This window comes from Hydrogenophaga sp. PAMC20947 (genome assembly GCF_004795855.1).
Taxonomy (GTDB): domain Bacteria; phylum Pseudomonadota; class Gammaproteobacteria; order Burkholderiales; family Burkholderiaceae_C; genus Hydrogenophaga.
The window spans coordinates 3783159-3796233 of sequence record NZ_CP039252.1 but is presented as its reverse complement, the minus strand read 5'-3'; the positions used below and the strand labels follow the sequence as shown (position 1 = coordinate 3796233).

General features: G+C 64.1%; 17 protein-coding genes. 8 read left to right on the top strand and 9 right to left on the bottom strand.

Annotated elements, in window-relative coordinates; genetic code table 11:
• Nucleotides 1-237 precede the first annotated feature (237 nt).
• Together E5678_RS17435 and E5678_RS17430 are read left to right on the top strand one after the other, a co-directional pair.
• Nucleotides 238-999, top strand: coding sequence for an SDR family NAD(P)-dependent oxidoreductase (locus tag E5678_RS17435; protein WP_136179702.1), 762 nt, complete (start codon nt 238-240; stop codon nt 997-999).
• Between the two features lie 29 nt (nt 1000-1028).
• Complete coding sequence (locus E5678_RS17430; RefSeq protein WP_136179701.1) at nt 1029-1466, top strand: RbsD/FucU family protein; 438 nt, start codon at nt 1029-1031, stop codon at nt 1464-1466.
• A 111-nt stretch (nt 1467-1577) separates the two neighbouring features.
• Here the strand turns inward: E5678_RS17430 and E5678_RS17425 are convergent, their stop codons facing one another.
• The 4 genes from E5678_RS17425 to E5678_RS17410 all read right to left on the bottom strand — a co-directional run bounded on the left by E5678_RS17425 (nt 1578) and on the right by E5678_RS17410 (nt 3857).
• Entirely contained in the window at nt 1578-1880 is a 303-nt protein-coding gene (locus E5678_RS17425; protein WP_136179700.1) for an acylphosphatase, read from the bottom strand.
• Nucleotides 1877-2086, bottom strand: a complete 210-nt coding sequence (locus E5678_RS17420) for a heavy metal-associated domain-containing protein (protein WP_136179699.1) — start codon at nt 2084-2086, stop codon at nt 1877-1879. The genes E5678_RS17425 and E5678_RS17420 overlap by 4 nt, the downstream gene beginning before the upstream one ends.
• Nucleotides 2087-2227: 141 nt before the next feature.
• Nucleotides 2228-3112, bottom strand: a complete 885-nt coding sequence (locus tag E5678_RS17415; protein WP_136179698.1) for a fumarylacetoacetate hydrolase — start codon at nt 3110-3112, stop codon at nt 2228-2230.
• A gap of 91 nt (nt 3113-3203) precedes the next feature.
• Nucleotides 3204-3857 carry a DUF1345 domain-containing protein gene (locus E5678_RS17410; protein ID WP_136179697.1) on the bottom strand — a complete coding sequence of 218 codons (654 nt, stop codon included), beginning with the start codon at nt 3855-3857 and terminating at the stop codon, nt 3204-3206.
• Between the two features lie 243 nt (nt 3858-4100).
• On the opposite strand from E5678_RS17410, the gene E5678_RS17405 reads away from it, so the two are divergent.
• The 4 genes from E5678_RS17405 (at nt 4101) to E5678_RS17390 (ending at nt 7298) form a co-directional block, all read left to right on the top strand.
• Entirely contained in the window at nt 4101-5489 is a 1389-nt protein-coding gene (locus tag E5678_RS17405) for a phospholipase D-like domain-containing protein (RefSeq protein WP_136179696.1), read from the top strand.
• A gap of 147 nt (nt 5490-5636) precedes the next feature.
• Nucleotides 5637-6218: a rhomboid family intramembrane serine protease gene (locus E5678_RS17400; protein ID WP_210731940.1), complete on the top strand. Its 582-nt coding sequence runs from the start codon at nt 5637-5639 to the stop codon at nt 6216-6218.
• A gap of 29 nt (nt 6219-6247) precedes the next feature.
• The gene (locus E5678_RS17395; protein WP_136179694.1) at nt 6248-6922 is read left to right on the top strand and encodes an HAD-IA family hydrolase; all 675 of its coding nucleotides are present in this window, start codon (nt 6248-6250) and stop codon (nt 6920-6922) included.
• A gap of 112 nt (nt 6923-7034) precedes the next feature.
• Nucleotides 7035-7298, top strand: coding sequence for a DUF3297 family protein (locus tag E5678_RS17390; RefSeq protein ID WP_136179693.1), 264 nt, complete (start codon nt 7035-7037; stop codon nt 7296-7298).
• An 18-nt stretch (nt 7299-7316) separates the two neighbouring features.
• Here E5678_RS17390 and E5678_RS17385 read toward each other — a convergent pair whose 3' ends face one another.
• From E5678_RS17385 to E5678_RS17375, 3 genes are read right to left on the bottom strand one after another with little or no spacing between them, the layout of a single operon-like run.
• The gene (locus E5678_RS17385) at nt 7317-7895 is read right to left on the bottom strand and encodes a hypothetical protein (RefSeq protein ID WP_136179692.1); all 579 of its coding nucleotides are present in this window, start codon (nt 7893-7895) and stop codon (nt 7317-7319) included.
• The gene (locus tag E5678_RS17380; protein ID WP_136179691.1) at nt 7892-8842 is read right to left on the bottom strand and encodes a DUF692 family multinuclear iron-containing protein; all 951 of its coding nucleotides are present in this window, start codon (nt 8840-8842) and stop codon (nt 7892-7894) included. Before E5678_RS17380 ends, E5678_RS17385 begins: the two co-directional genes overlap by 4 nt.
• A gap of 16 nt (nt 8843-8858) precedes the next feature.
• Entirely contained in the window at nt 8859-9077 is a 219-nt protein-coding gene (locus tag E5678_RS17375) for a hypothetical protein (RefSeq protein WP_136179690.1), read from the bottom strand.
• A 240-nt stretch (nt 9078-9317) separates the two neighbouring features.
• Here E5678_RS17375 and E5678_RS17370 point away from each other — a divergent pair, with 240 nt between their 5' ends.
• Together E5678_RS17370 and E5678_RS17365 are read left to right on the top strand one after the other, a co-directional pair.
• Nucleotides 9318-9548 (top strand): 4Fe-4S binding protein, encoded by a 231-nt coding sequence (locus E5678_RS17370; RefSeq protein ID WP_136179689.1) that lies wholly within the window; start codon nt 9318-9320, stop codon nt 9546-9548.
• Between the two features lie 133 nt (nt 9549-9681).
• A complete protein-coding gene (locus E5678_RS17365) occupies nt 9682-10344 on the top strand; it encodes an NAD(P)H-dependent oxidoreductase (RefSeq protein WP_136179688.1) in 663 nt (220 codons plus the stop codon).
• Nucleotides 10345-10463: 119 nt separating this feature from the next.
• On the opposite strand, the gene E5678_RS17360 is transcribed toward E5678_RS17365, so the two are convergent.
• Nucleotides 10464-12086, bottom strand: a complete 1623-nt coding sequence (locus E5678_RS17360) for a long-chain-fatty-acid--CoA ligase (protein ID WP_136179687.1) — start codon at nt 12084-12086, stop codon at nt 10464-10466.
• 121 nt (nt 12087-12207) lie between these two features.
• Nucleotides 12208-12969, bottom strand: a complete 762-nt coding sequence (locus E5678_RS17355; RefSeq protein ID WP_136179686.1) for an SDR family oxidoreductase — start codon at nt 12967-12969, stop codon at nt 12208-12210.
• Nucleotides 12970-13075 lie beyond the last annotated feature (106 nt).

The following is a 13075-nucleotide window of genomic DNA, read 5'->3' as shown; positions in this document are numbered from 1 at the left end:
GCATCGCAGCCGGAAGCCCTGCGGTGGATCGCCGTGCGGCGCTGTGCAAGCCCGGGTATGCCACTTGACCGTTCTTCCCTGGCTGGGGAAGCAGGCAAGCCATTGAGGCAAGGCATTGGACTTTTCGGCACCGGTGGTCACTTGCAGAACCTTCCGGTTTTGAGGGTGGGCACGGGAATTTTCAACGCCACAATGCGAAGGTGTTTTTATTGGCGAGACTGACTGGAGTTTTGAAACATGGGACAACTTGTCGGGAAACGTGCGTTGGTCACGGGGGGTGGGCAAGGCATCGGCCGGGCGATTGCGGAAGGCCTGCTGCGGTCCGGCTGCGATGTGGCCATCAACTACTATTCGGATGAAGCAGGCGCGCGGGCCGTCGTGGCCCTGGCCAAATCCCTTGGGCGAAAAGCCGAGTGTTTTCAGGCCGACCTGACGCAGGAAGCCGCAGCGGTGGGATTGGTTCGGGAGGCCGTTGGGTTCCTCGGCGGACTGGATGTGCTGGTCAACAATTCTGGCGGCTTGGTCGCCCGCAAGGCGCTGGGTGAAGTCGATCTGGCCTTCTGGCAAAAGGTCATCGATGTCAACATGACGACCATGATGCTGGTCACGCGGGAAGCCGTGCCACATCTGGCCAAGGCAAAAGGGGCCTCCATCGTCAACTTGTCTTCGCTGGCAGGGCGAAAAGGCGGGCATGGGGGATCGCTGGTCTATTCCATGACCAAGGGCGCGGTGCTCACGTTTACGCGAGCTTTGTCCAGCGAGTTGGGGCCCCTGGGCATCCGCGTGAACGCGGTGGCCCCCGGGCTGATTCTGGGCACCACCTTCCACAACACCCACACCACGAAAGCCTCGGCCGACGAGACGGTCAGGGGAATCCCCTTGGGCCGTGCCGGCGACATTGAAGACATCGCCCGGCCGGTGGTCTTTCTGGCTTCGGAGTACGACGGCTTCATCACCGGCGCCACGATAGACATCAACGGTGGCGTTTACTGCGCCTGATTTCGGCGGCGGCGCTCCAAAGGAACAACATGCTCAAAACAAAACTGCTGCACCCGGAGATTCTGCGGGTCCTGGCCAGCTCGGGCCATTTCTCCCAGATCCTGATCGCCGACGGCAACTACCCCTTCGTGTCGCGCTCAGGCGCCGGTGCCACCCAGGTGTATCTCAACCTGATGCCCGGCATCCCCAAGACGACCGATGTGCTCGAAGCACTGCTGGAAATCGTCCCTTTTCAAGACGCAGCGGTCATGCAGATCCCCAATGGCGAGAAAGCCCCTGTTCACGAGGAGTACCGGACGATGTTGCCGCCGGCTATCGAGATCAGGGCCCTGGAACGCCAGGCCTTTTATGACGCGGTCTGTTCGCCGCTGACCTCACTCGTCATCGCCACCGGCGAAACTCGGCGCTTTGCCAACCTGTTGCTGACCATTGGCGTGGTGAAGCTCGAACAGGACGAGCGCTACTGACTCGATTTCACCGTGGGCCAAACCCGCCAAACGCCCATTCGTTGCGCAGGGCGACTCGAACGCTTTGCTCGGCTTTTGATCTGAAACATGGCAACAGTCAGGCGTAAAGCGTCACCGGGTTTGCAGTTGCTCGAAGTTGTCAAAGACGCCTTCGCCTTCGCCTTCTGCCACGTTGACGCCGTCCACCCGCGCCAGCTGCGGCCCGCGTTGCGCCCAGGCTATCAACGCCTGCACCGGGCCAACCCGTCCGCTGGCCACCGCCTCCACGCTGCCATCCAAGCGGTTGCGAACCCAGCCATTCACGCCGAGCCGCCTGGCCTCTTGCGCCATGCTCCAGCGGTAGCCCACGCCTTGTACGCGGCCGGTGATGCTCAAGTGGCGCGTGACGACGGAGGCATCACGGTCTGCACTCACTGGGCCTCGGCCTCGTAGCCCGCTTCTTGCAACTTCGCGGCAATGTCTTCGGGCGAAATCATGGCGGTGTGGCTGACCCAGGCCAGGTGTTTGGGCAGATCCACATCGGCCTGGTTGACGCAGGGCAAGTCTTGCAGTTCGAACATGACGGCTTCGGCGTCTTCTTGCGTGAGCAGGGTGGGGATGTGGAAAGTGGTTTCAGGCATGGGCAATGCAGTGGGTGGTGAGAAGTGGAGAGAGGTGATGAGGCGGGGTGCGGTGCCACAGCCAGGGACGAGGGGCCTAAGTGGCGCGCCTCGATCCCGGTGCCGCGTTGCAAGGCAGGCGACGCCTGCCCTGCAAAGCGATCAGCGGAAGCTGACCTTGACGACCGGGTTGCCCGGCAGGCCTTGGTATTCCACCTCAACATTCAGACCCGGCTTGGGCGGCATGAGTTTCGAAAACGAGCCCAGGCTGATCAGATCGCCTTTTTTCAACGCCACCCCTTGGCTGCCCAGGTCTTGCACCAGCCAGACAACGGCGTTGAGCGGGTGCTCAAGCACGTCGCTGCCTTTGCCTTTGTCCAGCTCGGCGCCGTCGCCTTTGACAACCACAACCATGTCGCGCAGGGCGTCGCTGAAGGCGGCGGTGCGCTGCACGGCCATGGGCGCGCCCATGACGCCCAGCCGCGCGCCCACGTTGATGGCAGCGATGGCAGCGCCGTTGAGCTTGGGCGGGGCCATCACCACGAGGTCGGGCAACTCGATGAAGGGGATCACCTGATCGATGTTTTTCAACACATCCTCAGGCGTGCGGGCCTGGTTGATGCCGGCGCCGCTGACACGCACCAGCATGTCGGCTTCAAACAGGGGACGTGCGCCGAATTTGGCGTCAACCGTGGCGCCATCTTTGAGCAGCATGGGTGCGTAGAGCTGGCCCCAGACCGGCGCACTGGCGTTGAAGCGCTTTTGCACGGCCGGATTGGTGAGGCCGGCCTTGTAGCCCACCTGGGTGGCGCCGATTTGCTGCGCGAGGAATTTGTTGAACTTGGTGCGCGAGCATTCGCCGTCTTCCCTGGACAGGCCTTCGGGCGTGGCTGCGGGTGTCTTGGCCATGTAATTGGCGACCATCGCTGCGGCGTCGAGATCACTCAGGCAGGCGGCGTGTGCTGCGGGCACCCATGCTGCGGTGAGCGCCAGGGTCAAAGGCACGGCAAGGATTTGGGGCAGGGTTTTGAACCGGTTGTTCTTCATGTGAATCGTCTCCTCGGGTTGTTATTGGAAAAACGATGATACGGCGCAGTGGCGCTCATTGGCCGTCTCGTTTGCCCCAATGAACCGGGCCTTAGAACATGCTGGCCTCGATGTTGATGGTGAGCGCGAGCACCGCGGTGTTGAAGCCAAATGACACCAGCGACTGCAGCAGGACCAGGCGCCGCATGGGGCGCGAGGTCACAGCAATATCAGCCGTTTGCGAGGCCACGGCGATGGTGAAGGAAAAGTAGAGGAAGTCGGTGTAGCTGGGTCGAAACGCGGGATCGATGTCGGGGAACCTGAGACCACCGCCGTGCAAAGGTCGGTAGTAGGCGCTGGCGTAGGTGAGGGTGAACAGCGTGGGCAACAGCAGCCAGCCGCCAAGCACGGTGGTGGCGGCGAACATCACATGGCGCCATTCGTGCGCCGCGCCCGGCAACTTGGCGGCCGACAGTTCCAGCACCGTGCCGGCCAAACTGGCCACAGCCGCGAACACCACCACAGCCAGCACGGTGGCGGCGTCTTCGGCCTGGGCCAGCGCATCGCGGTGCAGTTTGTCGTGGTCAGCGCGCAGCATCAGCCAACCCATGAGCAGCAGGTACAACCACACGGCGACGTTCCAGCCCAGCAGGCTTCGGGTGACCCACGGCAGTCTGCTGGGCAACAGCAGCGCCAGGACCAGCCCGATCATCATGGCGCCAAGCAGGCGAGGGCGGGTTCGGAAATGGTGCAGCAGGTGTTTCATGGCGATGGTGGCGTTTGAGCGCAAGCGCCGGGCTGGCGGATGCGCGGAGCGGGCCCTCGCCGCACACAAGGCGCTGGCCAGCGCATAGCGATCCGGCGGCGGCTTGGGGAAATTCAGTCAGCCCTGGGCCAGCGATCGTGGACGCCGTGCACCCACCAGGGCAAGCGGCGTACAGTGGTGCAGGCATTGCGTGGACAGGGACCATTGGGGCGCCCAGCCATGTGATGCGATCCATCCAAAGCCATGACACTTCTGCACTGGCTCACGCTGCATGGCCTCGTGACGGCGCTGGCCATCCTGTATTACGCCGTCCAGGCGCATGGGGAGCCGCAGCGGCGCCAGCCGGCGGCCGCGATTGCGTGGATCCTGTTCATCCTGCTCCTGCCCTACCTCGCACTGCCTGCCTACATGGTGTTTGGCACGCGCAAGCGGGCCAGGCCCAATGCCACGCTCCACGCCAAAATGCAGCCAGGGCCACCCGAGCGATGGGCCATCGATACGCTGCTGGCCCTGGGTCAACCAGCCCCTGAGCGCTACGCCAACCTGGCCTTGCACCCCGACGGCGAAAGTGCCCGCCATTCGCTGCTGGCCGCGCTGGGCGGCGCACAACACACCATCGATGTGTGCACGTTCATCCTGGCCCGGGACCCGCTGGGCGAGGCCGTGGTGTCGACCCTGTGCGAGCGGGCCCAGGCTGGGGTGCGTGTGCGCTTGTTGCTGGATGGCATGGGCAGCCTGATGCACCGCCCGCCTGCGCTGCAAAGGCTGAGAGACGCCGGCGGCACCTGCGCCATTTTTTCTTCCCCGCTGCGTTCTTCCCTGAAAGGGCGCACCAACCTGCGCAACCACCGCAAGCTCGCGTTGATTGACGGCGGTGAAACCACGGGGCGCCTGTGGACTGGTGGGCGCAACCTGGCTTCGGAATACTTCGACGGCGCACCTGAGACCCCGCCATGGCGCGATCTCAGCTTTGAGCTCACGGGGCCATTGATTCGCCAGGCCAGTCAGCTCTTCGAACACGACTGGTGCTTCGCTACAGGCTTGCCACCCCCCACCACGCCGACCGCCTCGCACCATGGCGCAGCTCTGCTCGACAACGAGGGCGCTCAGCAGGTTGCGTCGGGCCCCGATCAGGCCGATGACACGGTTCATGCGCTGCTGGTGACCGCGGCCTACCGGGCGCGACAGCGCATCGCACTGGCCACGCCCTATTTCGTTCCAGACGCCACCTTGCTGATGGCCCTGTGCCTGGCAGCGCGGCGCGGCGTGCAGGTGGATTTGTTGTTGCCCGCGCGCTCCAACCACCGCCTGTCCGACATGGCGCGTGGGCGGGCGCTGCGCTCGCTGGCGCAGGCTGGAGGCCAGATCTGGCTGGCGCCCGGCATGCTGCACGCGAAGCTGGCTGTGTTTGACCGCTCGCTGGCGCTGGCAGGCTCGGCCAATCTGGACAGCCGCAGCCTCTTTCTCAACTACGAACTGATGCTGGCCTTTCACCAGCGCAGCGACGTGCAGCGCTTCGAGGCCTGGTTTGACACCGAGCGTGCCCCAGCCACGGCCTTTCAGCCTCAGCAGCCCGGGCTGATGCGCGACATGGCCGAGGGCCTGATTCTGTGGACCGGTTTCCAGCTGTGAGTGCCCCTCGGCGTTGGACACGCCAGGGCGCCTCGCGGCGCTAAGCCCGGCTTCAGGGGTGGATGTCACGATCGGGTTGGCGAGCCCTGCTTTGGCCCCTCGGGCCTGCCGCACGGTGGAAACCCGGAGAATGTCGACATGCCCACCATGACCCAAGCCCTCATTGCGATCAACGTGCTGGCCTTTGTGCTGCAACAGCTTTTCGGCAACCTGCTGATCCAGTGGTTCGCCTTGTGGCCCACGGGCTCCGGCCTGTTCATGCCCTGGCAGCTGGCGAGCTACGCGTTTTTGCACGGGGGCCTGACCCATCTGGCTTTCAACATGTACGGCCTGTGGCTGTTCGGCGGCGAGCTGGAGCGGGTCTGGGGCCCGCGCCGGTTGGCCGCCTTCTTTGCCGTGAGCGTGCTGGTGGCCGCCCTGGCGCAACTGCTGGTGACCGCCGTGATCGGCAGCAACGTGCCCACTGTGGGCGCCTCGGGCGGTCTGTTCGGTCTGCTGATCGGATTCGCCATGGTGTTTCCGCGCCGCACCGTCACGCCCTTGTTGCCCCCCATCCCCATGCCGGCGCCGGTCTTTGTCGCCTTTTACGGCTTGATCGAGCTGACGCTGGGTGTCACCGGCAGCGCCAGCGGCATCGCCCACTTCGCCCACTTGGGCGGCTTGCTGGGCGGCTGGCTGGTGATGCGCTACTGGCGCGGCCAGATGCCTTTCGGCAAGCACCGGCGCTAGACCGCCCTTCATTCCTTTCACCCGCTTCCATGCCCACAGACATGCAACCGCTGACCTCCGATCGCACCTTCGCTGCCTTCCTGTTTGACATGGACGGCACCCTGCTCACCTCCATCGCCGCCGCCGAGCGCGTGTGGACTGCATGGGCACAGCGCCACGGGGTCGATGCGGTGGCGCTGCTGGTACACCTGCATGGGCGGCGTGCCATCGACACCATTCGGGGCCTGAACCTGCCCGGAGTAGACGCAGAGACCGAGGCGGCCGCGATCACACAGGCCGAGATCGACGACGTGGACGGCGTCGCGCCAATTGCCGGTGCGGCGGCTTTCCTGGCCGCCTTGCCCCCCGAGCAGTGGGCGGTGGTGACGTCAGCCCCCCGCGCGCTGGCCGAGCGGCGCATGGCGGCGGCCGGCCTGCCGCTACCGGCTGTGTTCATCACGGCCGAAGACGTGAGCGCTGGCAAGCCTGCGCCCGATGGCTACCGGCTCGCGGCGGCGCGGCTGGGCGTGGCGGCGAAAAACTGCGTGGTGTTCGAAGACGCGCCGGCCGGCATACAGGCTGGCGAGGCGGCTGGCGCGGCGGTGGTGGTGATCCGCGCTACCCACCAGCAACCCATCACCTCACCCCACCCGAGCGTGGCCAGCTATGGATCGTTGCGGCCCGAAGCGGCTTTGGACGGCGGCTGGCGCATAGCCCGCGTCTAAGCACCAGCCGGTTTGCACCGGACTGTGCCGGTCTTGCGACAATAGCGGGGTATTGCCATTGCCCGGCGCAGCCCGCCGGCGCGCTTCCCTTCTTTTCATTCCCTCAAACACCATGACCGACAGCACGCCCACCACCAACCCCGAGCGCCCACCCCTGCCGGACCACCTTTCCGTGGACAGCAAGAGCCCCCACCATGTGGCCGCGGTGTTCGAGCACAGCATCGGCATTCTCTTCAACGGCAAAGATCGTGGCGATGTAGAGGAATACTGCATCAGCGAAGGCTGGGTCAGGGTGCCCGCAGGCAAGACGGTGGACCGCAAGGGCAACCCGCTGATGATCAAGCTCAAAGGCAAGGTCGAGGCGTTTTACCGCTGACCTGAGAAAGCAACCAACCTACATTTGCAGCGCCCAGCGCGCCTGGCCCTGTTCATCGACGGTTCCCACCGCCAGACAGGGCATGGGCGCCAGCCCCAGGGGCTGGCGCCCGCTGGCCAACTGGGCGAGCAGTTTGCTGGGGTTGTGCTGAAAGCGCACCGTTTGGCGCGGCGGCGCATCAAGGCGGGCGCGCTGAAGCTCCAGGTGAGCGCGTTCGAATGCGACCACTTCGTGCAAGTATTTGGAGCGGGTCGGCTGGGTGAGCAAAAAGCTGCAGAACTCGATCGCCTCGGGCAGGAAGTAAAAGGTGCGCGGCGGATGCACGGCCCAAAAGCGCTCAACGGCTGTTTGCAGTCTCGCGCTTTTCAGCAAGACGCAGGTCAGTGGCAACAAGGCTTTGAGCTTGCCCAGCCGGAAACCCCGGTGCAGCATGTGGTTGACCGACAGACCCGGATGGCCGGCGACGTGCAACAGGCGCTTGCGCTCCAGCGCATCAAGATCCGCCTCGGCGGCAATGCCATCGGCCAGCAGGTGATCCCGCAACGCCGGATCCACCACCAGTTGGGCCAGCAGGCTTTGAAAAGCTACGGCGCTCACGGCGTGGCCTCCGATTCCACCGTCGACTGGGGCAATGGCTTCTTTGCCGCGCGCGATGGCGGGTGGGGCTTCTGGCATTGCTGCCAAAGGCGCTTGAGGCGGCGCATGTCAGCGCGCACGCGCGGCTCGCCCACCAGATCGAACCACGATCCAAACAGCTCAAACACCACGGCCCCCACATTGGGACAGCGGGGCAGTACATGCTCAAGCAGCGCCCACACAGGGTCTGCCACGGCGCCACTGTGGGCGTCCAGGTAGAAGCCGTCGAGCACCATGCCGCCGGCCACATGGATTTCACCCACCTGACGCAGATCGAGCTCGTCCACAAACGCCATGGCGTCGAAGCCGTGGTTGGAGGCATTGGTGTAAACGTTGTGCAGGTCAAGCAGCAGGCCGCAGCCACACTGATGGCTCAGCTCGTTCAGAAACCGGGCTTCGTCCATCTCCCCATGGGGAATATCAAAGTAGTAGACGTTGTTCTCGAGCAGGAAGGGCGTGGGCACAACTTCCTTGACCCTCGCGATGCGTGGCTTGAGTTGATCCAGGGTGGCCTGGTCGTGCGGCAAAGGCAATGTGATGCCAACGTTGATGGCTTCACCGCGGTGATCGGCGATATGAAAGGCCAGGTGGTCGCTGTGCCAGGGGAAGTGCATGCGCTGATGCCAGCGCTGCATCTGGTGCAGGTGTTGCTCGTCAAAGTGCGCAGCGCTGCCAATGGACATGCCGATGCCGTGGGGGATCACGGACATGGAACGCGCCACACGATCAAGCCAGGCGACGTATTCGACGTCGTCGAGAAAGCGCGGGGTTTGACCGGGGCCGAGATCGCTCCAGAGCATGTCGGGAACGACCTCGACCAGATCGAAGTCGCCCCTGGGCTGCTCGATCAAGCTTTTGAGAGGGGCCTGAAAGGCCAGACCGACCCCAAGCTTTGGCAGCGGATGCATGACGGTTCCGGTTCGGTCAGCGGAAGCGACCGTTGACGATGTCTTCGAAGACAAAGCGATCCAGCCCCGACAGGCACGGGCGACAGCCCTTGATGCCAGGAAGCTCTGGAAGGGTCAGCGCGCCCTTGAGCACATCAACCAGTTTCTCGAAGGGCATGTCGCTGGGCAGGGCCACGCGCAGCTCCCGGATTTGGGGCGTTTTTTTGCTGGGCCGGACGATAGATTCTTTTGCCATGGGATTCTCCAGTTCACAAAGGTTTGCGTCACTTCGGTCGAAACGACAGTGAAATACTGGAATCATTCGCGCACTGCGTCATCCCTCTCATGGAGGACCACAGGCTCAGAGGTCCTCTCATTGGGGGACGTGATGAATCTTGTTCTCAAGGCTCTACCCCATTGAAGACACTCGAGCGTGCTTGCTGGGCACCACAAGAACAGGTGCCGCAGAAGCCCAGGATGAGCACACAATCAAGCGATGACTGAGCGCAAAGCCTTGCCCACCATCGACACCGCGCGCTGCACTGGCTGCGGCTGGTGTGTGGCGGCTTGCCCACCCCATGTGTTGTCGCTGGAGGCCGTGAACTGGCAAAAGTTTGCAATGCTGCACGACGAGCCGGGCTGCACGGGTTGCGCGCTGTGTGCGGTGAAATGCCCGTTTGGTGCGATTTCGATGCGGCGCATACCTGATCCACCCGAAGTTCGCTGAGCCTGCGCACAAAGTCTAGCGTGGACAGGCCCTCCCCCTGCACGCCAGCGGGGGCGGCCTGGATGGGGCAGTATCCCCACCCTGCGCCCGGTTTTTCGGGCGCATCACATCTCAATTTTCCGGAGTTCCCCCTATGAGCGACCTGTCGCAACCCACCCAAGTCCCCGCATTGCTGGACGCCCTGCAGTGGCGCTATGCCACCAAAAAGATGGACGCCTCCAAGGCCGTGCCACAGGAAAAGGTGGAGCGCATCCTCGAAGCCGCCCGCCTGGCGCCCACCTCCAGCGGCCTGCAGCCGTTCGAGATCATCGTGGTGACGAGCAAGGAAGTGCGCGCCCAGATCCAGCCCATCGCCTGGAACCAGCCGCAGATCACCGATGGTTCACATTTGCTGGTGTTCGCTGCCTGGGACAACTACACGCCCGAGCGCATCAACCACATGTTTGACCTGACCAACGAGCAGCGCGGCATGAAGAACGAAGGCTGGGAAAACTACCGCCAGATGTTGCTGGCCAACTACCCCAAGCGCGACGCTGAAGTGAACTTCCAGCACGCAGCCCGCCAGGCCTACATCGGCCTGGGCGCCGCCATGATCTCGGCCGCCTTCGAAGAAGTGGACTGCACGCCCATGGAAGGGTTCGACCCCGCCAAACTGGACGACATCCTGAGCCTGCGCGAGCGCGGCTTGCGAAGTGTGGCGATTCTGCCGCTGGGCTACCGCGCCGACGAAGGCGACTGGCTGGTGAACCTGAAGAAGGTTCGCCGCCCTCGCGAGCAGTTCATCACGGAAGTCTGATCAACTGACCTTGGGGCATCGCAGCGCGCAGCCGCCCCAAATGACAAGCCTCCACAGGACCACACCATCGGTGGTGCCCTGTGGAGGCTTTCTTCATTCGAGCTTGCTGATTCGGTCCATCAGCTGAACACGCCACCATAGTTCTTGCGCAGATCGGCCTTTTGCACCTTGCCCGTGCCGCCCACGGGCAGGCTTTCGAGAAACACGACGTCGTCGGGCACCCACCACTTGGCCACGCGCTCGGTCAAGAAGGCGAGGATCTCGTCCTTTTCAAGCGACTGCCCCGGTTTGCGCACGATGAAGAGCAAGGGGCGCTCGTCCCACTTGGGGTGCTTCACGCCGATCACCGCCGCCATGGCCACCGCCGGGTGTGCCACGGCAGCGCTTTCCAGATCGATGGAGCTGATCCATTCGCCACCGGTTTTGATCACGTCCTTGGTGCGGTCGCGGATCTGCATGATGCCGTCGGCGCTGATCGTGGCGATATCGCCGGTGGGGAACCAGCCGTCCACCAAGGGCGATTTTTCACCCTTGAAATAGGCGCTCACGATCCAGTGGCCGCGCACCATGAGCTCGCCCTGCGCGCGGCCGTCGCGTGGCAACGTGGCACCGCTTTCGTCCACGATCTTGAGCTCCACGCCAAAGAGGCTTTTGCCTTGTTTGGCGAGCAGGGCGTGGCATTCGGGCGGCGTCCACCCGCTGGCCTCGGGTGGCAGCGCGCTGATGGTGGCCACGGCGGTGGTTTCGGTCATGCCCCAACCATGGCGCACGTCGACGTTGTAGTCCTCCATGAACCTGGCGATCAGCGCCTGAGGCATGGCCGAGCCCCCCACACCGGTGCGGCGCATGGTGGTGAATTTCAGGCCGTTTTGGTCCACGTGGGCCAACAGGGCTTGCCAGATCGTGGGCACACCCGCGCTGATGGTGACGCCTTCGGCTTCCATGAGCTCGTAGAGCGACTGGCCGTCGAGCTTGGGGCCGGGCAAGACCAGCTTGGTGCCCGACATGGGCGCGGCGTAGGGCAAGCACCAGGCGTTGATGTGGAACATGGGCACCACGGGCAACAGCGACTGGTCGGGGCCGAGCGCCAGCACGCCGGGCAGGCAGCCCGACAAAGCGTTGAGCACGATGGACCGGTGGGTGTAGAGCGCACCTTTGGGATGGCCGGTGGTGCCCGAGGTGTAGCACAGCGCGGCGGCGGTGCGCTCGTCGAAGCTGGGCCACTCAAAGACATCGCTGCAGGGCTCGATCACGGTCTCGTAGGCCAGCACGTTGTCCACGCCTTCGATGGCGGGCGTGTGCTCGGCCTCGGCCAAACAAACCCAGGCGCGCACCTTGGGGCAATGGGCGGCAATGCCTTTGACCAGTGGCGCGAAGGTGGCATCGAACAACACGACCTGGTCTTCGGCGTGGTTGATGATGTAGATCAGCTGCTGGGGATGCAGGCGCGGATTGCAGGTGTGCATGACCATGCCGCTGCCCGAGACAGCGTAATACGCCTCCAGGTGGCGGTGGTTGTTCCAGGCGATGGAGCCCACGGCGCTGCCGGGCTCCAGGCCCAGTCCGGCGAGCGCATTCGCAAGCTTGCGCGCGCGCACGGCGCAATCGGCGTACGTGTAGCGAAAGAGGGGGCCGTGGGTTTCGCGCGAAACCACTTCCACATCGCCAAACTGCAGCGCTGCGTGTTCGATCACGTCGGACAGCATCAGGGGGCGGTCCATCATGAGGCCGGTTTGAAGCATGTTGTTGTTTCCTTAGGGTGGGTTGCGCAGGGCATCACCCATCAGGATAACGTCGATCACACGCCCGGTCATGGGTAGAAGCGAGCACCCGGTCCCCGTTGCGACCTCAACAAAGGCCCGATCAGACGCAGCGTGCGCCGTCCACTTCCAGACACACGCCCGAGATGAAGGCGGCCTCGTCGCTGGCGAGGTAGAGCACGGCATTCCCCACGTCTTCGCCGGTGGAAAAGCGGCCCAGCGGAATCGTTGAGCGGAACTTGGTGAGACGCTCTTCGGTGAGCTCGCCGCCAGCGAACGACGCGCCCAGACCGGTGAAGGGGTTCATCACCGGATTGATGCAGTTGACGCGGATGTTGTCGGGGCCGAGCTCTGCCGCCAGCGACTTGGAGGTGGTGATCACCGCGCCTTTGGTGCCGTTGTACCAAGTAAGACCCGGGCGCGGGCGAACCCCGGCCGTGGACGCGATGTTGATCATGCAGCCACCACCATTGGCACGCAGGGCAGGCACGGCGTGCACCGTGGCGAGGTAGAGGCTCTTGACGTTGATCGCGTACACCCGGTCAAACTCGTCTTCGCTCACATCGAGCGCGGGCTTGTTGTTGTGGGTCCAGCCGGCGTTGTTGACCATGGCGTCGAGCTTGCCATGGCGCTCGACAGCGGCGGCCACCAGGGCTTTCATGTCGGCCGATTTCGTCACGTCGGCGGCGAAGAAAGAAGCTTGCCCGCCAGCGGCCACGATCTCGGCGGCCACGCGTTCACCGTTCGCGGTATCGATGTCGTTCACGATCACCTGGGCGCCTTCGGCGGCGAGGCGTTTGGCGATGCTTTCACCAAAGCCGTTGCCGGCGCCGGTGACGATGATGGATTTGTTTTGGACGCGCATTTCGGTTATCTCCAGGTTTCAGGGAATTCGGTCAGGGGTTGCGGCTTGCGGTGCGACACGCATGAAACGGTCGCAGCGGGAGACACCGCCGGACGGCTGGTGTCGC

Excerpts from the sequence above, each read along its gene's own strand:
- E5678_RS17400 (WP_210731940.1), top strand. The coding sequence starts at position 5,637 with ATGACCCAAGCCCTCATTGCGATCAACGTGCTGGCCTTTGTGCTGCAA.
- E5678_RS17415 (WP_136179698.1), bottom strand. The coding sequence starts at position 3,112 with ATGAAGAACAACCGGTTCAAAACCCTGCCCCAAATCCTTGCCGTGCCT.
- E5678_RS17360 (WP_136179687.1), bottom strand. The coding sequence starts at position 12,086 with ATGCTTCAAACCGGCCTCATGATGGACCGCCCCCTGATGCTGTCCGAC.
- E5678_RS17355 (WP_136179686.1), bottom strand. The coding sequence starts at position 12,969 with ATGCGCGTCCAAAACAAATCCATCATCGTCACCGGCGCCGGCAACGGC.
- E5678_RS17365 (WP_136179688.1), top strand. The coding sequence starts at position 9,682 with ATGAGCGACCTGTCGCAACCCACCCAAGTCCCCGCATTGCTGGACGCC.
- E5678_RS17380 (WP_136179691.1), bottom strand. The coding sequence starts at position 8,842 with ATGCATCCGCTGCCAAAGCTTGGGGTCGGTCTGGCCTTTCAGGCCCCT.
- E5678_RS17430 (WP_136179701.1), top strand. The coding sequence starts at position 1,029 with ATGCTCAAAACAAAACTGCTGCACCCGGAGATTCTGCGGGTCCTGGCC.
- E5678_RS17370 (WP_136179689.1), top strand. The coding sequence starts at position 9,318 with ATGACTGAGCGCAAAGCCTTGCCCACCATCGACACCGCGCGCTGCACT.
- E5678_RS17395 (WP_136179694.1), top strand. The coding sequence starts at position 6,248 with ATGCCCACAGACATGCAACCGCTGACCTCCGATCGCACCTTCGCTGCC.
- E5678_RS17375 (WP_136179690.1), bottom strand. The coding sequence starts at position 9,077 with ATGGCAAAAGAATCTATCGTCCGGCCCAGCAAAAAAACGCCCCAAATC.
- E5678_RS17410 (WP_136179697.1), bottom strand. The coding sequence starts at position 3,857 with ATGAAACACCTGCTGCACCATTTCCGAACCCGCCCTCGCCTGCTTGGC.
- E5678_RS17435 (WP_136179702.1), top strand. The coding sequence starts at position 238 with ATGGGACAACTTGTCGGGAAACGTGCGTTGGTCACGGGGGGTGGGCAA.
- E5678_RS17390 (WP_136179693.1), top strand. The coding sequence starts at position 7,035 with ATGACCGACAGCACGCCCACCACCAACCCCGAGCGCCCACCCCTGCCG.
- E5678_RS17405 (WP_136179696.1), top strand. The coding sequence starts at position 4,101 with ATGACACTTCTGCACTGGCTCACGCTGCATGGCCTCGTGACGGCGCTG.
- E5678_RS17420 (WP_136179699.1), bottom strand. The coding sequence starts at position 2,086 with ATGCCTGAAACCACTTTCCACATCCCCACCCTGCTCACGCAAGAAGAC.